This window comes from Aeromonas sp. s6, from assembly GCF_040907815.1.
GTDB lineage: Bacteria > Pseudomonadota > Gammaproteobacteria > Enterobacterales > Aeromonadaceae > Aeromonas > Aeromonas caviae.
In genome coordinates, this window is sequence record NZ_JBFOCN010000029.1 from 1 (window position 1) to 20,226 (window position 20,226).

The following is a 20,226-nucleotide window of genomic DNA, read 5'->3' on the forward strand; positions in this document are numbered from 1 at the left end:
GGCTATGTCCCAATTACGTGTTGCATCGGGTGCCCTAGCGCCTCATGCAAACACATCTTGGTATTTACCTCCCTGCCGTAACGTTCCAGCATCCTGCGCCAGCCCAGATAATTCCTCAGGTAGTGGGTTGCGACTCCATGGAATCGTTCCATCCACTCCTTCAACCGCCGGTGATATCCGTTCACATGCTGGATGTGGTATGCCCCAATGACTCGCTCACCTCGACGGTTGTACACCACCTGATGTGTTATGCCCCGCGCTTGGCTGAAACTGGCATACACCCCTGCACCATCACTGCAGAGCACTGCATCGGGCGCGATGAGTGGCTGCAACACCGCTTTCACCGTCTGCGCATCCAGCCTTTCCAGCTGAAAGTCGGCTTGATGGCCCGCCCTGTCCTGCACCACCATCACCGGGATGTAATCCCGCCCGGTCCCCCGGGTACGCCCTTTCCCGCCACGATGTCTTGCCGGACGAGGCAACCCTCGCTGCCCCTTGAACGATTCGAGGAAGAAGGTTTCATCCACTTCCACAATGCCTTCTTCCCGTGTTGCCTGGTGGTTTGCCATCGCCTTCAGGAAGCGGTGACGCCACAAGAAGGCGGTGTTCTTGCAAACACCGCAGCGGACGGCGGCCTGGCGGACAGTGAGCCCGTCGATGAGAGTCTGGGCGTAGTCCTCCCAATGCTCAGCCTTACGTAATCTGGCCAAAGGCGTCTTGGTGAGGAGGGAGCTGGTTCGCCGACACTGCTTACAACGGTAACGACGCAGCCCACGGCTCCAGCCCCAGGGGGCCAGCTGGGTGGCATCCGCCTGGCAGTGGGGACAGCCGCAGCATGTGGGTAACTGGGCATGGAGGGACGTAATCGGGTGTGGAGCGGCGAGCTCATGCTGAGCGACACGGCGCTGACGCAGAGTAAGTAATGGAAAGAGGGACAACAGGTGTTGGAAGGCTGGCGTATCCATGATGAAGGTCCTCGCGGTGATGACCTACTTCCAGATTAGCCTTCCAACACATAATTGGGACAGCGCCTTTTTTATGCCTTGTCAGGCTGCGCTTCAAACAGAACGGTGCGCTTGGAGACCAGGGTGTTGCAGTGGTTGCAAAAATAATCCACCGCGCCGCAAGCCCGAAGCCGCTCCAGCTCCTGCCCGCAGGCAGGACACAGGGTCCGGATGCGATAACGGGCCTGACACTGGCCACACGTCGTCTCCTGGCTGCGGCTGTCCAGTTCGCCCTGACAGGCAGGGCAGGTCAGCGTGTTCATTCTCTTCTCGACTCCTCTTTACGTCACTGTGCACCGGCATCACTCGCAGCTCCTCCCCCGGTTTGTCTGCCCTGAGGAGGGCCACCAAGAAAAACGGCTGCCGGTAAGGGCAGCCGCAGGGCTTTATTTCTTCGCTTTGGCCTTGAGCAGGCGCTTGCGCTGGCGTTCCTGGCTCAGGGTCAGGGTGTTCTTCTTGCCCTCGAACGGGTTGACCGACTCCTGGAACTCCACCCGGATCGGCGTTCCCATGATCTTCAACGACTTGCGGAAGTAGTTGATGAGGTAGCGCTTGTAGGAGTCCGGCAGGTCATTCAACTGGTTGCCGTGGATCACGATGCGCGGCGGGTTGTAGCCACCGGCGTGGGCATACTTCAGCTTGACCCGGCGACCGTTCACCATGGGCGGCTGGTGATCTTCCTGGGCCATCTGCATGATGCGGGTCAGCATGGCGGTGCTGGTGCGGCGAGTCGCGGACTCGTAAGCCTCGTTGATGGATTCGAACAGGTGACCGACGCCACTGCCGTGCAGGGCGGAGATGAAGTGCACCCGGGCGAAGTCGATGAAGCCCAGACGTCTGTCCAGCTCGTTCTTGACGTCCTCTTTCACCTTCTGATCCAGGCCGTCCCACTTGTTGACCACCAGTACCACGGAGCGGCCGCTGTTGAGCACGAAGCCGAGGATGCTCAAGTCCTGATCCGTGATGGTCTCCCGAGCGTCAATGACCAGCAGGCAGACGTTGGCATCTTCAATCGCCTTGAGCGTCTTGATGACGGAGAACTTCTCCACCGTCTCGTGCACCTTGCCACGGCGACGCACGCCGGCGGTGTCGATGACCACGTATTTCTGATCGTCGCGCTCCATGGGGATGTAGACGGAGTCGCGGGTGGTACCCGGCATGTCGTAGACGATGACCCGATCTTCACCCAGCATGCGGTTGGTCAGGGTCGACTTGCCGACGTTGGGACGACCGACGATAGCAAATTTGATGGGCAGGTCGGCGAACGGCGTCTCCTTGGTGTCTTCCCGGGTGTCGAGCTCACCGGCAGCCACCATGCGCAGCAGGGCCTCTTCGTCGAACTCCTCCAGCTCCTCTTCCTCTTGTGCCTCGGTGGCAGAGCCGACCAGGGTCTCGAGGTGGGGGGCCAGGGCCAGCTCCAGCAGGCTCAGTACGCCACGGCCGTGGGCGGCCGCCATCTGGTAGACCTCGCCCAGGGCCAGACCGTAGAACTCGGACACCGCGGAGTCACCGTCGATGCCGTCGGTCTTGTTGGCCACCAGAAACACCTTCTTGTGGGTCTTGCGCAGGTGCTCGGCGATGGCCTGATCCGCCGCGGTGAGACCGGCACGGGCATCCACCATGAAGAGCACCACATCGGCCTCTTCGATGGCCAGCAGGGACTGCTCGGCCATCTTCAGCTCGATCCCCTCCTCGGTGCCATCGATACCGCCGGTATCGACCACGATAAATTCCAGCTCGCCCAGCTTCGCCTGGCCATATTTGCGGTCCCGGGTCAGGCCGGGGAAGTCGGCAACCAGGGCATCCCGGGTACGGGTCAGGCGGTTAAACAGGGTGGATTTCCCCACGTTGGGGCGGCCCACCAGGGCAACTACAGGAGTCATAAAAGCCTCATTCTCAAGACGACAAAGGCTCCGGGTCCGAAGACCAGGAGCCGGATATTCACATTATCGGACGATCAAGGACGCTTGAGGGCGTACAACTTGCCGTCACGGCTCTGCACATACAGGGTGTCACCCTCCACCAGCGGAGCGGCATAGAGACCACTGCTGTCGAGCTGCTGCATGGCCTTGATGGTCCCGTCGGTACGGTCCAGCCAATACAGGTAACCTTCCACATCGCCGACCACCACATAGTCACCCAGGATGACGGGGGCGGTCACGGTGCGGTTTTCCAGCTGGGTGTTGGACCACAGCTCGAGACCGTTGCGACGATCGACCGCAAACAGATGGCTGCGGCTGTCGGTCAGCACGATGGCATTGCCGGTCACCGCCATGTCGCGATAACCGGAATACTTGCGCTTCCACACTTCGTCGCCGCTCATCAGCTTGCGCGCCATCAACTGGCCGTTGTAGGCGATGGCGTAGAGCTCATCACCGGCAATCAGCGGGCTGGCATCGACGTCTACCATCCGATCCAGTTCGGTGGCGCCGCGCGGGTCAGCCACCTTGGATTGACGCACAGGCTGGCCGTTGCTCAGCAGGGCGATGCCCACCTTGCCATCGGCGCGGCCATAGATGACGGCACCGTTGGTGATGATGGGGGCGCCGGCACTGCGCAGGGTCAGGGGCGGCTGCTCTTCGGACAGGGTCCACTGCAGCTTGCCTTCGTCGGTATCGAGCGCCACCAGGCGACCGGAGGTGGTCAGCACCACCACGCGGCCATCCTCGACGGCGGGGCTCGCCACCACTTCCCCAGGAACCGTGGTCTGCCACAGCACTTCGCCGTTGGCCTCGTTCAGGGCGTAGACCACCCCGTTTTCGGACCCGAGGAACAACTTGCCGTAGCGAGAGACCAGACCACCGGAGAGACGGGCACTGCGCTTGTCGGCGTTGATGGGCAGATCTGCCAGATCCACGCTCCACAGCTCCTTGCCGCTCTCGCGCTCGAAGGCGGTCACATCGCCATCGCGGGCCGCTGCATAGATGCGGTCCTCTTCCACCACCGGCTTGAGCTGGGAGTAGAAGTCGCCGATGCCATCCCCGACCGAGGAGGACCATGCGGTATCGGCAGTGAACGCGGACTCGACCTTGGGCAGGGGTGCCATGGGGTTGAGATCTTCTTCCGAACTGAACAGGGAGCAGCCCTGCAAGGCGAAGGAGACAGCCACCCCCAGCGCCATTCGCTTGTACAGATTACGCATCCGGAGCCTCGCCCGCAGTGACGGCTGGCAGCGCCAGATCATCCATCTTCAGCTTGAGTTCGGCGCTGCTCTGCAGGCCGCCGGCATCCGCCGCCGCCTGATAGGCATCGCGCGCTTCTTCGGCCTTGCCCTGCTTTTGCAGGATGTCGCCGCGCACTTCCGCCACCTGGGCCTTGAAGGCGTCGTTGTTGATCTTGCCAAGCTGGGCCAGGGCCTCGTCAGCCTTGCCCTGATCGCTCAGGACCCGTGCCAGACGCAGGGCGGCGATGGGCTTGATGCTGTCGTCGCCACTGGCGGCCACCTGGGTCAGCTGCTCGGCAGCCAGATCCAGCTTGCCCGCCTTGACGGCAGCCGCGGCCAGTTGCAGAGCGGCCAGCTCGGCATAGGCGTCACCCTTGTGAGCGGTAATGAAGCTCTTTGCCTGCTCCAGGGCGGCGTCGTCCCCCTTGGCGAGCTGGGCGGTCATCTCGTTGTAAGCCTGGGAGGCGGCTTCCTGGTTGTTCTGCTGCATCTCGTTGTAGTAGCGCCAGCCAAAGAGGCCGACCAGACCGATCACGGTCCCGGCGATCACCGAGGTACCGTTCTCTTTCCACCAGTTCTTGATGACCTCAACCTGTTGTTCTTCAGTGGTATACACTTCCACAGCTTACTCTCCTTTCGCTGCCAGCAGGGCGATGGCGGCATCGACCGAGACGGTCTGTTGCTCGGCCTGGCCACGCAGATATTTGATGGTGATCTCCCCGCTTTGCACCTCGGTCTCCCCAAGGATCAGGGCAATGGCCGCGCCGCTCTTGTCGGCACGCTTGAGTTGTTTCTTGAAGTTGCCGCCGCCGCAGTGGCTCATGAGGCGCAAGTCCGGCAGGGCATCGCGCAGGCGCTCTGCCAGGGCGAAGCCAGCCTGCTCGGTCCCCTCACCCACCATGCAGAGATAGACATCCACCGCCGGGCGGATGTCAGCATTGAGTTCGAGGGTTTCAAGCATCAGCACCAGACGCTCCATGCCCATGGCAAAGCCCACTGCCGGGGTCGGCTGGCCACCGAGCTGCTCCACCAGGCCGTCGTAGCGACCACCGGCACAGACGGTGCCCTGGGCCCCCAGGCTGTTGGTCACCCACTCAAACACGGTCAGGTTGTAGTAGTCGAGGCCGCGCACCAGACGCTCGTTCACCTCGAACTGGATGCCGGCCGCCGTGAGCAGGCGCTTGAGCCCTTCGAAGTGAGCCAGGCTCTCTTCGCCCAGGTGATCGAACAGACGGGGGGCACCCGCCAGGATGGCCTGCACTTTCTCGTCCTTGGAGTCGAGCACCCGCAAAGGGTTGCTGTACATGCGGCGCTGGCTCTCTTCGTCCAGCTCGCTCTTGTACTGTTCCAGATAGGCGACCAGGGCATCGCGATAGGCGGCACGTTCGTTGCTCTGGCCGAGGGTGTTGAGCTGCAGGGTCACGTGATCGCTGATGCCGAACAGGCGCCACAGGCGGTGGGTCAGCATGATGAGCTCGGCATCGATGTCCGGCCCGTTGATGCCGAACAGCTCGACCCCGAACTGATGGAACTGGCGATAGCGACCTTTCTGGGGACGCTCGTGGCGGAACATGGGGCCCATGTACCACATCCGGCGTTCCTGGTTGTAAAGCAGACCGTGCTCGATGCCGGCACGCACGCAACTGGCGGTCCCTTCCGGACGCAGGCTCAGGCTGTCGCCGTTGCGGTCTTCAAAGGTGTACATCTCTTTTTCGACCACGTCGGTCACTTCACCGATGGCACGCTTGAACAGATGGGTCTGCTCGACGATGGGCATGCGCACTTCGCTGTAGCCATAGCTGGCCACGACCTGGCGCAGGATCTGTTCTACTTTCTGCCATACCGGGCTCTGCTCCGGCAGGCAATCATTCATACCGCGAATAGCTTGGATCTGTTTTGCCACGTTGATACTCGAGAAAAAGAGGTAAAATTTGGCCGCATTATAGGGATTTTCGACCCCGAGGTAAAATCGGGAGCCCGGATGCGGGATGTAAAATCAACAACCTAAAGCCGGGGCCACCCCAGGTGGCCCCGTCATCGTTCAACCTTTGTCCACCTGGATCTGGTTGGCCGGATCCAGCATGGCAGCCCGGGCACGGATGCGACGCTCCAGAGTCGGGATCAAATCCTTGTTGTCGAGCCGGTCGACCCGCTGGCCCCCCTCGTAGAAGGCACTCTTGTTGGCGGCGCCCGCAAGGCCGAGATCTGAGACCAGCGCCTCCCCCGGACCGTTCACCACACAGCCGATGATGGAGACATCCATCGGGGTGATGATGTCTTCGAGCCGCTCTTCCAGGGCATTGACCGTGCCGATGACGTCGAACTCCTGACGGGAGCAGGAGGGACAGGCGATGAAGTTGATGCCGCGGGAACGGATGCGCAGGGATTTGAGGATGTCGAAGCCCACCTTCACCTCTTCCACCGGATCGGCGGCCAGGGAGATGCGCAGGGTGTCGCCAATCCCTTCGCTCAGCAACATGCCAAGGCCAATGGCGGACTTGACCGCGCCGGCGCGAAAACCGCCCGCTTCCGTGATGCCCAGATGCAGGGGTTGATCGATCTGCTTGGCCAGCAGGCGATAGGCACCGACCGCCAGGAAGACATCGGACGCCTTGACGCTCACCTTGAAGTTCTGGAAGTCGAGGCGATCCAGGTAATCCACGTGGCGCATGGCGGACTCCAGCAGCGCCTCTGGGGTCGGCTCGCCGTATTTCTCCTGGAGATCACGCTCAAGGGAACCGCCGTTGACGCCGATGCGGATGGGGATGTTGTAGTGACGGGCGCAATCCACCACCGCACGCACCCGCTCCTCGTTGCCGATGTTGCCCGGGTTGATGCGCAGGCAATCGGCCCCGTATTCGGCCACTTTGAGGGCGATGCGGTAGTCGAAGTGGATGTCGGCCACGATGGGGATGCGGGTCTGCTGCTTGATGAGCTTGAACGCTTCCGCCGCCTCCATGGTGGGGACGGAGACCCGGACGATGTCGGCGCCGACCCGCTCGATCCGCTGGATCTGCTCGACGGTAGCGGCCACGTCCGTGGTCTTGGTGTTGGTCATGGTCTGTACCGTGATGGGGGCATCGCCCCCAACCGGCACGTTGCCGACCATGATCTGTCTGGATTTGCGACGAACGATGGGTGATTCGTGTGCGGGCTTTTCGTGAACAGACATGGCGGACTGATTACTCCTGCGGCAGTGAGAAGCGGGCAGTCCGGCCGTTGTTGTAACGGCTCATGTCGAAGGACTTGCCCTGATATTCGAGATTGACCGCCATGGGCGCGCCAATGATGAATCTGAGTGGCTCGGGTCCTTCCAGTACCAGTTCGTCGTTCGCCTTCTTCAGACCGCTGAACAGGGTCTTGCCGTTGGCATCCTTGACGTCCAGCCAGCAATCGGCGGTGAAGCTCATCTTGAGCTGGGGCGCCTTGGCGGGCTCGGTGGTCGTGCTCTCGGCAGTCGAGACCGCGCCGGAAACGTCCGTCGGGACGGCTGCGCTGGCATCCGTAGCGACCACAGGCAGGGTCGCGGTGGCACCGCTCACCACAACCTGGGTGGACACGGCATCGGACGCTGCGGGCAGCACGGGCTCGGCGACCTCCACGGCGGGGGCAACATTCGCTTCCGGCGTATTGACGGTCGCGCTCATCTCGGTCGCCGCCAAGGCGTCGTCACCGGCAGAGCGGCGCGCCGTGCTCTGCCACCACCAGGCGACGGAGAGCCCGATCAGCACCAGAATCACCAACCAGGTCACCACCTTGAGCCGGCTGTCATTGGCCTGCTGGCGGGAGCGACGGGAGAAGCTCTGCATGTCGATGTTGTCGGGGGGAGTCAGTCCCAGCTTTTCGTAGGCGGCGAGGATGGTCTCCTCGGGGATGCCCACGAGCTTGGCATAGGCCCGCAGATAGCCACGAATGAAGGTATGGGACGTGTGCTTGTCATAGGTATCCGCTTCGATGGCGGCGATCAGGGTCAGACGAAGGTGAATGCGGGACGCAACCTGTTCCCGGGTCCAGCCGAGCTGTTCACGGGCATTGCGCAGCAGCTGGCCTGGGCCAACTGCCTGGGAGTCGTCTTGGAAATCGTGTGGCTGTTCAGTAGTCATTGGCTAAGTAACGCTTGGCTTGTTGCGAAGTGGGATATTGCCTTACCAGCTCAGTCCCGAATTGGTGAAGTAATGCCGGTTTGTCCATGGCCTGGGCCAGCCGCAGCCGGAGCCAGAGGCTCTCCTCGTTCTCCTCTGCCACGTCGGCAAAGCGCACGAGGTAAGACTGGACATCAGGAAGCTTGCCATCTTTCATGGAAAGCTCGGCCATGTCCAGCAATAACCTAGGATTGCGGGGATTATACCCCAAGGCCAGACGATAATACTCGCCAGCCTTGTCATTTCTGTGATTTTGCATCGAGCAGAGCGCCGCATTCTCGTAGGTATCGGCGATCTTCACGTAATCGGGCTGGCTGACGGCCTGCAAGAACGCCTTTTCCGCTTCGTCGAAGCGGCCACGGTTGCAGAGGAAGGCGCCATAGTTGTTCATCGCGTCAGCATTGGACGGATCCATGGCCAGCGCTTTCTTGTAGCTCGCCTCGGCGGCCTTGAAATCCGACACCTGCTGATAGAAATAGGCAAAACCGATGTAGACCTGAGGATTGTTGGGATCGTACTGAAGGGCGCGGTCGAGATTGAATTTGGCCTGCTCGGCATTGCCCTGGCGCAGATACTGGATACCCAGATCGAGACGAGTCTGGGCGGCGGCCTTGAGGTCGGGACCCACTTCACGCTGGGTCGAATTCTGGCCAGCGTAAGTGGTCTCTGTGACACAGCCTGGCAGCGCACAGAGCGCTGCCACTACGATCAATGTACGGATATCCATTTCCTGTCTATACAATGGCTTAGGAGTTAAACCATTTTGACGGAAATCCCATCCTGTTGCATCCGATTTTTCATGGTGCGCTTGGTGCGGTCGATCACCTCCCCCACCAACTGCCCACAGGCGGCGTCAATGTCGTCACCACGGGTTTTGCGCACGATGACGGTCAGGCCGTATTCCATCAGCACCTTGGAGAAACGGTCGATACGGCTGTTGCTCGGCTTGCCAAACGGGTTGCCCGGGAAGGGGTTGAACGGGATCAGGTTGATCTTGCAAGGGGTTTCCTTGAGGACCTTGGCCAGCTCATGGGCATGCTGCATGTCGTCGTTGATGTGGTCGAGCAGCACATACTCCACGGTCACCCGGCCTCCGTTGGCGTTGGACTTGGCCAGATAGCGACGTACCCCGGCAAGGAAGGCTTCGATGTTGTACTTGTCGTTGATCGGCATGATCTCGGAGCGAAGCGCATCGTTCGGCGCATGCAGGGAGATGGCCAGGGCAACATCGATCTGGTCGCCCAGCATGTCCAGCGCCGGCACCACACCGGAGGTGGAGAGAGTGACGCGGCGCTTGGAGATGCTGAAGCCGAAGTCATCCATCATCAGCTTCATGGCCGGTACCACGTTGGCGAGGTTGAGCAGCGGCTCACCCATGCCCATCATCACCACGTTGGTGATGGGGCGCTTGCCACCCACCACTTTGGCGGCACGCCACACCTGGCCGATGATCTCGGAGACTTTCAGGTTGCGGTTGAACCCTTGCTGGGCGGTGGAGCAAAAGGTGCACGCCAGGGCGCAGCCCACCTGGGAGGAGACGCACAGGGTAGCGCGGTCCGCTTCCGGAATGTAGACGGTCTCCACCTCCTGATCGCCCACCTGCAGCGCCCATTTGATGGTGCCATCGGCGGAGCGCTGTTCACGGCTGATCTCGGGGGCACGGATCTCGGCAATCGCCTTGAGCCGCTCGCGCAGCGCCTTGTTGACGTTGCTCATCTGATCGAAATCATCACAACCGAAGTGATAGATCCACTTCATTATCTGATCTGCCCGGAACGGCTTCTCGCCCAACTCGACGAAGAAGGCACGCATGGCATCCCGGTCGAGATCCAGCAGGTTGGTTTTTGTTTCGCTCATCAGGGGCCTCAGCTCACACACTTCATAAATTATCGGCTGACCTACGTCAGGGGGCGGCATTGTACAAATAATGGGTCTGGCTTTCCACCTGGAGAATAAGTGGATATTGGCAGGATGACCAAAAAACAAAAGGGAGCCGAAGCTCCCTTGGTCACCAGCAGACAACATCAGCCGCGCGGGCAGATCTCGTCGTCGGAGAAGAAGTAGGCAATTTCACGGGCGGCAGAGGCCGGGGCATCGGAGCCGTGGACGGCGTTGCGATCGATGCTCTCGGCGTAGCAGGCGCGCAGGGTGCCGGCCAGGGCCTCTTTCGGGTTGGTGGCGCCCATGATTTCACGGTGACGACGGATGGCGTCTTCACCTTCCAGCACCTGTACCATGACGGGGCCAGAGGTCATGAAGCCGACCAGACCATCATAAAACGGCTTGCCCTGGTGCTCGGCGTAGAAACCGGCGGCCTGTTCGCTGGTCAGGTGCAGCATCTTGGCAGCAACCACTTTCAGTCCGGCGCTTTCGAAGCGGCTGTAAATGGCACCAATCAGGTTCTTGCTGACCGCATCCGGCTTGACGATGGAGAAGGTACGTTCGATAGCCATTGAGTTCTTTCCTTAACTACAGAGTTTTATTGTAGGAATCCATGTTCGGCGGCGATTATACGTAAACAAAAAACGAAATAACACACAAAAAATCAACTTTTTGTTAAACAAAAGAATCCTTGAAACAACATGGTGACTCATCTTGTGCCAGGGTAGAGAGAAAAAATGTGCGCTTGCGCACGATCGGCATGCTAATGCCTCAAAACCGTATCAATTGCTCAGCAAAGCAGCACTGGAAAGGGCCCCCTGAGGTGCCCTTGTGATGCCGTTCACTGACTCAGCGCGCCTCCGCCATCAGGGTATGGGCGATGGTGCGCATCCCCAGGGTATTGGCCCCGGGCGCCCACAGACTGTCGCCGTTCTCGCTGAAGCAGGCGGCGAGATCGACATGCAGCCAGCCTCTTCCCTCATCAGGGACAAAGCGGGAGAGGAAGCCTGCCGCATTGGAGGCTCCCCCCGGTCCGCCGCCCGGCACGGGGCGGCTGTTGGCGGTGTCGGCATAGTGGGACGGGCACTGCTGGCGATGCCAGGGCTCCAGCGGCAGCGGCCATGCTGGCTCCTGCTCCGCATCCGAATAGGCCATGGCGCGGCTCACCAGCCCCTTGTCCAGTCCAAACAGGGCGTTGTAACGCCCCCCCAGCGCCATCACGGCCGCCCCGGTGAGGGTGGCGGCGTCGATGATGAGCGGCGCACCAGACTCGCCGGCCAGTTGCAAGCCGTCGGCCAGGATCAGACGCCCTTCGGCGTCGGTATTGACCACCTCCACCGTGGTGCCGTTCTTGTAGGTGAGGATGTCACCCAGCTTGTAGGCATGGCCGGATACCAGGTTCTCGGCGCAGCAGAGGATGAGCTTCACCCGCTTGTCGAGGCCACGCAGAATGGCCAGCGCCAGCGCGCCGGTGACGATGGCGGCACCGCCCATGTCGTGTTTCATGGTCAGCATGCCCTGGGAGGTTTTCATGGAGTAGCCGCCGGAATCGAAGGTGATCCCCTTGCCCACCAGGGCGGCCGCTACCGGCGCCTTGGGATCCTTGCCCGGATTGAAATCCAGCTCCAGCATCACGGGCTCGCGGTCACTGCCACGACCCACTTGATAGAGACCGACCCAGCCCGCCTGTTGCAGCGCCTCTCCCTTGAGGATGCGATGGCTGATCCGGTCCGGTGCCAGCTCGGTGAGGAAGGCGGCGGCTTCGACCGCCAGCTCCAGCGGCCCCAGCTGCTCCGGGGTGGCGTTGGTCATCTCCCGCACCCAGCGCCCGCACAGCCAGCGAGCCTCCAGCTCCTCCCTGTCCTCCTCGGACGAAGTGGCCCACTGCAACCCCACTTCCGCCTTGGGCGTCTGCAGCCCCTGGGCAAAGGCCCACTGCTGCTCGCGCTCCCAGTGGCCAGCCAGGACAACCTGCTGGATCCCCTGGCTACACAGGCGCCGCGCCGCCTGCTGGATATCCAGCAAGGGAGTGGCGCTCACCAGATGGATCACCATGCCGTCGGCACGGTGGGAGAGCAGCGCCCCCTCCCCCCACTCGGCCGGTGCAAACTCTCGGCTCAACCAGACGTTCATGCGCACACCTCCTGCAGCCAGCGGGCAATCGTGCGAAGACCATGGCCCTTGGCCCCGGTCGCCCAGAGCTCATTGCCCGACTTCTGATAGGAAGCGGCCAGGTCCAGGTGCACCCAGCCCTTGCCTTCGTCACGGACGAAGCGCGACAGGAACGCCGCTGCCGTGGTGGCGCCGGCAGTACCTTCTGCGGACGCCACATTACCCAGCTCGGCAAAGGCCGAGGTGAGCTGGCCTGCGTGCCAGGGTTCGAGCGGCAGCGGCCAGGCCTTCTCGTTTTCAGCGTTGGCGGCAGCCAGCGCGCGCACCTGCTCCGCCTCATCGAGGGCAAACACGGCATTGTAGTCGCGGCCCAGCGCGGTCTTGGCGGCGCCGGTCAGGGTAGCAGCGTCGAGGATGTAGGCAGCCCCGCTTTCGCTGGCGGCCAGCAGGCCGTCTGCCAGCACCAGGCGACCTTCCGCGTCGGTATTCTGGATCTCGACCGAGATGCCGTTGCGATAAGTGAGGATGTCGCCGAGCTTGAAGGCGTGGCCGGAGACCAGGTTCTCGGCGCAGCAGAGGATGAGCTTGACCCGCTTGTTCAGGCCACGGCTGATGGCCAGCGCCAGGGCGCCGGTCACCATGGCGGCGCCGCCCATGTCGGACTTCATCGGCAGCATGTTGTCGGAGGACTTCATGGAGTAGCCGCCGGAATCGAAGGTGATCCCCTTGCCCACCAGCGCCGCGACCACAGGGGCGTTGGCATCCCCGGTCGGGTTGTAGTCGAGCTCCAGCAGCACCGGCTCGCGCTCGCTGCCACGGCCCACCGACCAGACCCCGATATGACCCGATTCACGCAAGGCTTCGCCAGCGGTGATGCGGGCGGTCACCTTGTCACCGCCGAGGCTGCGAATGAGCAGCAGAGCGGACTCCGCCAGGCTCATGGGGTAGATGGCTTCCGGGCAGCCGTTGGTCACCTCGCGCACCCAGCGGGTCGCTTTGAGCAAAGCAGCCAGCTCGGCAGCCTCCTGATCGCTCTGCTCGCCGAAATCGAGCTCGCGATCCCCCTTGGCGGCATAGAAGCCCTGGGCAAAGGCGTAGCGACGCTCCCCATTCCAGCCCTCACCCACCAGTTTGACGCGCTTGATGCCGCTCGACTCGAGGCGTCTGGCCCCGCGCTGGATGGCGCGCAGCGCCTCCTTCTCCTGGCCAGCGGCCAGATGGAGATGGGCCTCGTCGCCGTTGAAACTGAGCAGGGCACCCTCGCCCCAGTGGGCGGCGGCAGCCTGGGACGACAACCTTACGTTCATCATGTCAGCCATGTTCTCTTGCTTCCTTTTTATTGGCACTTTCATCAACGAATAGGGAAATCACGGGCACAAAAAAGGCCGCTCCCTCAAGGGTCACGGCCTTCACCATATCATTACTGCACCATGAGATGCTGCACGCGCAATTCACTCATGTGTAATTAAGGGGTCATCAGTGGCGCTCGGACGCCAGATTCAGGGTGTACTTGGGCAGTTCCACCACCAGATCCTCATCCGCCAGTCTGGCCTGGCAGCTGAGACGGGATTCCGGCTCCAGCCCCCACGCCTTGTCCAGCATGTCGTCTTCCAGCTCGTCGCTCGGCTCGAGGGAGTCGAACCCTTCCCGCACCACGCAATGGCAGGTAGTACAAGCACAGGACTTCTCGCAAGCGTGCTCGATCTCGATGCCGTTGCGCAGCGCGATATCCAGAATGGTTTCACCGGTCGCACCTTCGAGGGCCGCGCCGTCCGGACAGAGCTCGGGATGGGGCAGAATAATCAGTTTTGGCATATCACACCTTGTTGACGTTTTGTCCGGTCAGTACCTTGCGGATGGAGGCATCCATCCGGCGGGCTGCAAATTCGCCACTGGCAGCGTCCGCCGCCTCGATGGCCTCTTTGATCTGATTGGTGGTGCCCGTGCTGCGCATAGTCAGCAGATGGGCGATGGCGGCATCCAGCTCGGCCCGCTCGGTGGGGCTCAGCAACGCCTCGCCATCGGCGGCCAGGGCGGCGTTGAGGCTCTCAACCACCCGGTCGGCCTCGACCTGCTGCTCCGCCAGCATGCGGGCGTCCATGTCCTGCTGGGCATTGGCGATGGAGGCGCTCAGCATGTTGAGGATGTCATCCTCACCCAGCCCGTAGGAGGGCTTGACCTGGATCTCGGCCTGCACGCCGGAGGATTTCTCCATGGCGCTGACCGACAGCAGACCGTCCGCATCCACCTGGAAGGTGACGCGAATATGGGCGGCGCCGGCCGCCATGGGCGGAATGCCGGTCAGGGTGAAGCGGGCCAGGGAGCGGCAATCCGCCACCAGCTCGCGCTCCCCCTGCACCACGTGGATCGCCATCGCGGTCTGGCCATCCTTGAAGGTGGTGAACTCCTGGGCGCGGGCCACCGGAATGGTGGTATTGCGCGGGATCACCTTCTCGGCAAGGCCGCCCATGGTCTCTAACCCTAAGGAAAGCGGGATGACGTCCAGCAGCAGCATCTCGGCATCAGGCTTGTTGCCCACCAGGATGTCGGCCTGGATGGCGGCACCGATGGCCACCACCTTGTCGGGGTCGATGCTGGTCAATGGCGTGCGGCCGAAGAACTCGCCCACCCGCTCGCGCACCAGCGGCACCCGGGTCGAGCCGCCGACCATCACCACTTCCAGTACCTCTTCCTGCTCGAGACCCGCATCGCGCAGGGCGCGCCGACAGGCCTGCAGGGTGCGTTTGACCAGGGGCTGGATCAGCTCGTCAAACTGGCTGCGGGTGACGGTACCCTGCCAGCCGGCAAAGGCGCAGACAACGGCATCGGCATCGGTGAGGCCGTGCTTGATGCTGGCCGCCGCATCCAGCAACTCGCGCTGGGTACGGGCATCGAGCTGACCGGACAACCCGGCTTGCTCTTTGAGCCAGTCCGCCAGCAGATGGTCGAAATCGTCACCACCGAGTGCCGAGTCGCCACCGGTGGCCATCACCTCAAACACCCCGCGATGCAGGCGCAGGATGGAGATATCGAAGGTTCCGCCACCCAGGTCATAGACGGCGATCACCCCTTCCTGGCCTGAGTCGAGGCCATAGGCGATGGCGGCCGCCGTGGGTTCGTTGAGCAACCGCAGTACGTGCAGACCGGCCAGTCTGGCCGCGTCCTTGGTACCCTGACGCTGGGCATCGTCAAAATAGGCGGGCACCGTGATGACCACGCCGTCGAGATCTCCCCCGAGGGACGCGGCACCGCGCTCGGCCAGTTTTTTCAGGATCTCGGCCGAGACCTGCACCGGATTGACCAGCCCCTGGCGGGTCCGCAACTGGGGCATGCCCGTCTCGGTAGCCACGAACTCGTAAGGCTGCTGGCGGGTATCGATGTCGGCCAGCGCCTTGCCCATCATCCGCTTGACCGAGACGATGGTGTTGTGGGGATCGAGGGCCGCCTCACGCTTGGCATCGAAGCCAACCCGGATGGTATCGGCCTGGTAATGGACCACGGAAGGCAGCAGATCACGCCCCTGCTCGTCACAGAGGGTGTCGGCCTGGCCGCTGCGCACGGCGGCGACCAAGGAGTTGGTGGTGCCAAGATCGATGCCGACGGCACGTTTATGCTGGTGAGGTGCGGCGCTCTGGCCTGGCTCGGCAATTTGCAGTAATGCCATGGGTAATCACAATTCCTGCGTTAGAGGGTCAAGACTCGAACAGCGAGTCTTCGAATCGTTCCAGCTCCTCGAGGAGCTTGTCGACAAATTTGAGCTTGCGAACGCAATCCGCCGCCTGCAGATCCTCACCCCTGGTGAGAGAGTCGGTCAGCCGTTGCATCAACGCCTGGTGATCATGCCTGATCTCCTGGCGAAAATCCTTGATGGCCCCCTCAGGGTCGGCATCGCCCTTGAGATCAGCCAGCCGCTCTCGCCACTCCAGCTGTTGCATCAGAAAGGCAGGATCTTGCAGTGTCTGCTGCTCGCCGCGAATATCGGTGCCCCGCAAGGAGAGCAGGTACTCGGCTCGGCGCAAGGGGGCCTTGAGGGTAGTAAACGCATCGTTGATCTGGGCAGCACGCTGCACGGCAGCAAGCTGCTCCCGCTCGGGGGCAGTCGCAAAACGATCGGGATGGAACTGGGTCTGCAGCTGACGATAGGTGTCAGCCAGTTGGCGAGTATCGAGCTCGAAGCCCTCAGCCAGCCCGAACAGCTCGAAATGATTCATCCTTCGTCCTCAGACAATAGCGCTGGGAGTGCAACCACACTCGTCTTGAACTTGAAAGCAGTGGCATGGACTGGCGTCCACACCACTGTGTTGATGAGCAAGGTGTTGATCACAAGAGACTCGCCGCAACAGGGCTCACCCTTGTGGCTGCGAGGCGTTGCAAACATGGGCGATCGGTCAATCGAACCACTTACACGCTGAAGCTTTCGCCACAACCACATTCGCCCTTGGCATTCGGGTTGTTGAACTGGAAGCCCTCGTTGAGGCCTTCCTTCACGAAGTCCAGCTCGGTGCCATCCAGGTGGATCAGGCTCTTGGCATCCACGATGATCTTGACGCCTTTCTGCTCGAACACCTGATCCTCGGCAGCCAGCTCATCCACGAACTCGAGCACATAGGCAAGGCCAGAACAGCCGGTCGTCTTGACGCCGAGGCGCAGGCCGATACCCTTGCCCCGGTTGATCATGAAGGAGGAAACCCGCGCCGCTGCGGCATCTGTCATGGTTATGGCCATACTGCTCTCCGGACCTTAAAGACCTTTCTTCTGCTTGTAATCGGCGATGGCGGCCTTGATGGCATCCTCCGCCAGAATGGAGCAGTGGATCTTCACCGGCGGCAGCGCCAGCTCTTCGGCGATGTCGGTGTTCTTGATACCGGCCGCTTCGTCCAGGGTCTTGCCCTTGACCCACTCGGTCACCAGGGAGCTGGAGGCGATGGCGGAACCACAGCCGTAGGTCTTGAACTTGGCATCTTCGATGATGCCATCGTCGCTGATCTTCAGTTGCAGCTTCATGACGTCACCACAGGCCGGTGCACCGACCATGCCGGTGGCGACGCTGGGATCGTTCTTGTCAAAACCACCGACGTTGCGGGGATTCTCGTAGTGGTCGATTACTTTTTCACTGTAAGCCATATCTAACTCCTGCTAATTCCGTTGTTCACCAGACCCTTGCCATGCTGGCAAGGATCAGTGATGTGCCCATTCGACCGTGTTCAGATCGACGCCATCCTTGAACATCTCCCACAGGGGGGACATCTCGCGCAGACGACCGATGGAGTCGCAGATGAGCTTGATTGCGTAGTCGATCTCTTCTTCGGTGGTGAAGCGACCGATGCTGAAACGGATGGAGCTGTGTGCCAGCTCGTCGTTCAGACCCAGGGCGCGCAGCACGTAGGAAGGTTCCAGGCTGGCCGAGGTACAGGCAGAACCGGAAGAGACCGCCAGATCCTTCAGTGCCATGATGAGGGACTCCCCTTCCACATAGGCGAAGCTGACGTTCAGGTTACCCGGTACACGCTGATCCAGATCCCCGTTGATATAGACTTCTTCGATGTTCTTGATGCCATCCCACAGACGCTGGCGCAGGGCCATGATGTGCTGGCTCTCGCTCGCCATCTCTTCCTTGGCGATGCGGAAGGCTTCCCCCATGCCGACGATCTGGTGGGTTGCCAGGGTACCGGAGCGCATGCCGCGCTCGTGGCCACCGCCGTGCATTTGGGCTTCCAGACGAACACGGGGCTTGCGGCGCACATACAGGGCGCCAATGCCTTTCGGGCCGTATACCTTGTGGGCGGACATGGAGAGCAGATCAACCTTGAGCGCTTCCACGTCGACCGGGATCTTGCCCACGCTCTGGACGGCGTCCACGTGCAGCAGGATCTTGCGGGAACGGCACAGCTCGCCGATGGCAGCAATGTCTTGCACCACCCCGATCTCGTTGTTGGCGTGCATGATGCTGACCAGGATGGTGTCATCACGCAGGGCGCCTTCGATCTGCTCTAGAGTGAACAGGCCATTGGGCATGGGCTCGAGGTAGGTCACCTCATAGCCTTCCCGCTCAAGTTGGCGGCAGGTATCCAGCACGGCTTTGTGCTCGGTCTTGGAGGTGACGATGTGCTTGCCCTTGCCGGCGTAGAAATGGGCGATGCCCTTGATGGCCAGGTTGTTGGACTCGGTCGCACCGGAGGTAAAGACGATCTCGCGCGGGTCCGCGCCGATCAGCTCTGCCACTTGATTACGGGCCAGATCCACCGCCTCTTCGGCCTGCCAGCCGAAACGGTGGGAACGGGAGGCTGGGTTGCCGAACAGGCCGTCCATGGTGAGGCACTGCATCATTTTTTCTGCGACACGCGGGTCCACCGGACAGGTTGCCGAATAATCAAGGTAAATAGGCAGTTTCATCTTTTTCTCCGTTACGACGGGGTCACACAGCGACTCGTCGTGGAAAGCACGTTTATAGTTGGACTTTCAAGCTCACATCACCGCGTTCGGCCCGATCAACCAGGGACAACACGGTCTTCATTTGTTCATCTTGCTTGCCGGCGATACGGCGCACATCGGCCTGACCAACCAGCTCGGCCAGGGTGATATCCCCCAAGAAGCTGGAGATGCGCTCGCTCAGATCCCGCCACAAAGAGTGGGTCAGGCACTGGGTACCACCGTGGCAGCCCCCTTTGCCGAGGCACTTGGTCGCATCGACCGATTCATCGACCGCGGTGATCACCTGACCGACCGAGATCTCGCCAGGGGCCAGACCGAGGCGATAGCCGCCACCGGGACCACGTACGCTGCTCACCAGACCATGCTTGCGCAGACGGGCAAACAGTTGTTCCAGATAGGACAAGGAGATGCCCTGGCGCTCTGAAATATCAGCCAGGGGCACAGGCCCCTGCTCTGCATGCAACGCCACGTCGAGCATGGCTGTCACCGCGTAACGTCCTTTTGAGGTCAGTCTCATATGCCTTACCGTTTGCGAACCAATCAATATGTGGCATATGGTCACATACCCGACTAAATCAGTCAAGTATATGCTTGAGTAAATCAGTCGGGATTAATCCTGTGCCCTGGACTTCTGGACAGAGGTGAGAATGCCCCGCAGGATGTTCAACTCCACCGCTTCGGGTCTGGCCCGATTGAACAGACGACGCAGTTTGCTCATCACATGGCCTGGATGGTCATCGGCAATGAACCCCGTCTTTTGCAGCGTCTGCTCCAGATGCTGATAAAACCCTTCCAGTTGCTGGGCGCTGGGGTACTCGACCCGCTCATCCTCCGGGGCCGAATGCTCCTGGTTCTGTACTTCCAGCCAGCGCATCCGCACCTCGTAACAAAGGGTCTGCACTGCCATGGCCAGATTGAGGGAGCTGTATTCTGGATTGGCGGGAATGGCCACATGGAAGTGGCATTTTTGCAGTTCGTCATTGGTGAGGCCGGCGCGTTCACGGCCAAACACCAGCGCGACCGGGTGCTCCATGCCCTCGGCAACCAGCTTCTCGCCCGCTTCACGGGGATCCAGCATGGGCCAGCTCAAGGTCCGGGAACGGGCACTGGTGCCGATGACCAGACCACAGTCGGCAATGGCCTCGTCCAGGGTCGGCACGATTCGGGCGCGAGCCAGGATATCGCTGGCCCCCGCCGCCAGGGCGACGGCCTCCTCATCAGGCTGGGCCTGGGGATCGACCAGCACCAGTTGAGTCAGCCCCATGGTCTTCATGGCCCGCGCCGCGGATCCCATGTTGCCGGTGTGAGAGGTGTTTACCAACACGATACGAATCTGATCCAACATGCCCAGTCAATCTTCAGTCAAAAATGGCGCGCAATTGTAACATAACCAATCGCTATTTTGGCACCGCTTCCGACCAGGCATTTCTGCACAAACAGGCAGATGATACATCCCCACCCTGCGTGGTCACGCTGACAGTGGGGTACTGCG

The 20,226-nt window shown here is 61.5% G+C and carries 21 protein-coding genes; all 21 read right to left on the reverse strand.

Going from position 1 to position 20,226, the window contains the following annotated elements; translation table 11 throughout:
• Positions 1 to 2 precede the first annotated feature (2 nt).
• The 21 genes from AB5Y50_RS03515 to trmJ all read right to left on the reverse strand — a co-directional run bounded on the left by AB5Y50_RS03515 (position 3) and on the right by trmJ (position 20,079).
• Entirely contained in the window at positions 3 to 965 is a 963-nt protein-coding gene (locus AB5Y50_RS03515; RefSeq protein ID WP_319882837.1) for an IS1595 family transposase, read from the reverse strand.
• 71 nt (positions 966 to 1,036) lie between these two features.
• Entirely contained in the window at positions 1,037 to 1,267 is a 231-nt protein-coding gene (locus tag AB5Y50_RS03520) for a zinc ribbon domain-containing protein (protein WP_010675044.1), read from the reverse strand.
• Positions 1,268 to 1,390: 123 nt separating this feature from the next.
• Entirely contained in the window at positions 1,391 to 2,887 is a 1,497-nt protein-coding gene (der, locus tag AB5Y50_RS03525; protein ID WP_010675045.1) for a ribosome biogenesis GTPase Der, read from the reverse strand.
• Between the two features lie 74 nt (positions 2,888 to 2,961).
• Positions 2,962 to 4,146, reverse strand: a complete 1,185-nt coding sequence (bamB, locus tag AB5Y50_RS03530; protein ID WP_029314685.1) for an outer membrane protein assembly factor BamB — start codon at positions 4,144 to 4,146, stop codon at positions 2,962 to 2,964.
• Positions 4,139 to 4,789, reverse strand: coding sequence for a tetratricopeptide repeat protein (locus tag AB5Y50_RS03535; RefSeq protein ID WP_010675047.1), 651 nt, complete (start codon positions 4,787 to 4,789; stop codon positions 4,139 to 4,141). The genes bamB and AB5Y50_RS03535 overlap by 8 nt, the downstream gene beginning before the upstream one ends.
• A 3-nt stretch (positions 4,790 to 4,792) precedes the next feature.
• Entirely contained in the window at positions 4,793 to 6,070 is a 1,278-nt protein-coding gene (gene hisS / locus AB5Y50_RS03540; RefSeq protein WP_010675048.1) for a histidine--tRNA ligase, read from the reverse strand.
• 138 nt (positions 6,071 to 6,208) lie between these two features.
• Entirely contained in the window at positions 6,209 to 7,339 is a 1,131-nt protein-coding gene (gene ispG, locus AB5Y50_RS03545; RefSeq protein WP_010675049.1) for a flavodoxin-dependent (E)-4-hydroxy-3-methylbut-2-enyl-diphosphate synthase, read from the reverse strand.
• 10 nt (positions 7,340 to 7,349) lie between these two features.
• On the reverse strand, positions 7,350 to 8,270 hold the full coding sequence (locus AB5Y50_RS03550) for a RodZ domain-containing protein (RefSeq protein WP_010675050.1): 921 nt from the start codon (positions 8,268 to 8,270) through the stop codon (positions 7,350 to 7,352).
• Positions 8,260 to 9,051, reverse strand: coding sequence for a PilW family type IVa pilus biogenesis/stability lipoprotein TapF (tapF, locus tag AB5Y50_RS03555; protein ID WP_080560523.1), 792 nt, complete (start codon positions 9,049 to 9,051; stop codon positions 8,260 to 8,262). Before tapF ends, AB5Y50_RS03550 begins: the two co-directional genes overlap by 11 nt.
• A gap of 11 nt (positions 9,052 to 9,062) precedes the next feature.
• Positions 9,063 to 10,166, reverse strand: a complete 1,104-nt coding sequence (locus tag AB5Y50_RS03560; RefSeq protein WP_010675052.1) for a bifunctional tRNA (adenosine(37)-C2)-methyltransferase TrmG/ribosomal RNA large subunit methyltransferase RlmN — start codon at positions 10,164 to 10,166, stop codon at positions 9,063 to 9,065.
• A 167-nt stretch (positions 10,167 to 10,333) separates the two neighbouring features.
• On the reverse strand, positions 10,334 to 10,762 hold the full coding sequence (ndk, locus tag AB5Y50_RS03565; protein ID WP_010675053.1) for a nucleoside-diphosphate kinase: 429 nt from the start codon (positions 10,760 to 10,762) through the stop codon (positions 10,334 to 10,336).
• Positions 10,763 to 11,039: 277 nt separating this feature from the next.
• On the reverse strand, positions 11,040 to 12,323 hold the full coding sequence (gene pepB, locus AB5Y50_RS03570) for an aminopeptidase PepB (protein ID WP_010675054.1): 1,284 nt from the start codon (positions 12,321 to 12,323) through the stop codon (positions 11,040 to 11,042).
• Positions 12,320 to 13,621 (reverse strand): aminopeptidase PepB, encoded by a 1,302-nt coding sequence (gene pepB / locus AB5Y50_RS03575; RefSeq protein ID WP_010675055.1) that lies wholly within the window; start codon positions 13,619 to 13,621, stop codon positions 12,320 to 12,322. The genes pepB (AB5Y50_RS03570) and pepB (AB5Y50_RS03575) overlap by 4 nt, the downstream gene beginning before the upstream one ends.
• A gap of 157 nt (positions 13,622 to 13,778) precedes the next feature.
• The gene (gene fdx, locus AB5Y50_RS03580) at positions 13,779 to 14,117 is read right to left on the reverse strand and encodes an ISC system 2Fe-2S type ferredoxin (RefSeq protein ID WP_005299781.1); all 339 of its coding nucleotides are present in this window, start codon (positions 14,115 to 14,117) and stop codon (positions 13,779 to 13,781) included.
• A 1-nt stretch (position 14,118) separates the two neighbouring features.
• Positions 14,119 to 15,966, reverse strand: a complete 1,848-nt coding sequence (gene hscA, locus AB5Y50_RS03585) for a Fe-S protein assembly chaperone HscA (RefSeq protein WP_010675056.1) — start codon at positions 15,964 to 15,966, stop codon at positions 14,119 to 14,121.
• A gap of 28 nt (positions 15,967 to 15,994) precedes the next feature.
• Positions 15,995 to 16,513 carry a co-chaperone HscB gene (hscB, locus tag AB5Y50_RS03590; protein WP_010675057.1) on the reverse strand — a complete coding sequence of 173 codons (519 nt, stop codon included), beginning with the start codon at positions 16,511 to 16,513 and terminating at the stop codon, positions 15,995 to 15,997.
• A 190-nt stretch (positions 16,514 to 16,703) separates the two neighbouring features.
• The gene (gene iscA, locus AB5Y50_RS03595) at positions 16,704 to 17,027 is read right to left on the reverse strand and encodes an iron-sulfur cluster assembly protein IscA (RefSeq protein ID WP_010675058.1); all 324 of its coding nucleotides are present in this window, start codon (positions 17,025 to 17,027) and stop codon (positions 16,704 to 16,706) included.
• A gap of 15 nt (positions 17,028 to 17,042) precedes the next feature.
• A complete protein-coding gene (iscU, locus tag AB5Y50_RS03600) occupies positions 17,043 to 17,426 on the reverse strand; it encodes a Fe-S cluster assembly scaffold IscU (RefSeq protein ID WP_010675059.1) in 384 nt (127 codons plus the stop codon).
• Between the two features lie 54 nt (positions 17,427 to 17,480).
• Entirely contained in the window at positions 17,481 to 18,695 is a 1,215-nt protein-coding gene (locus AB5Y50_RS03605; RefSeq protein ID WP_010675060.1) for an IscS subfamily cysteine desulfurase, read from the reverse strand.
• A 52-nt stretch (positions 18,696 to 18,747) separates the two neighbouring features.
• The gene (gene iscR / locus AB5Y50_RS03610) at positions 18,748 to 19,251 is read right to left on the reverse strand and encodes a Fe-S cluster assembly transcriptional regulator IscR (RefSeq protein ID WP_025327241.1); all 504 of its coding nucleotides are present in this window, start codon (positions 19,249 to 19,251) and stop codon (positions 18,748 to 18,750) included.
• A gap of 93 nt (positions 19,252 to 19,344) precedes the next feature.
• On the reverse strand, positions 19,345 to 20,079 hold the full coding sequence (gene trmJ, locus AB5Y50_RS03615) for a tRNA (cytosine(32)/uridine(32)-2'-O)-methyltransferase TrmJ (protein ID WP_010675062.1): 735 nt from the start codon (positions 20,077 to 20,079) through the stop codon (positions 19,345 to 19,347).
• Positions 20,080 to 20,226: the final 147 nt, after the last annotated feature.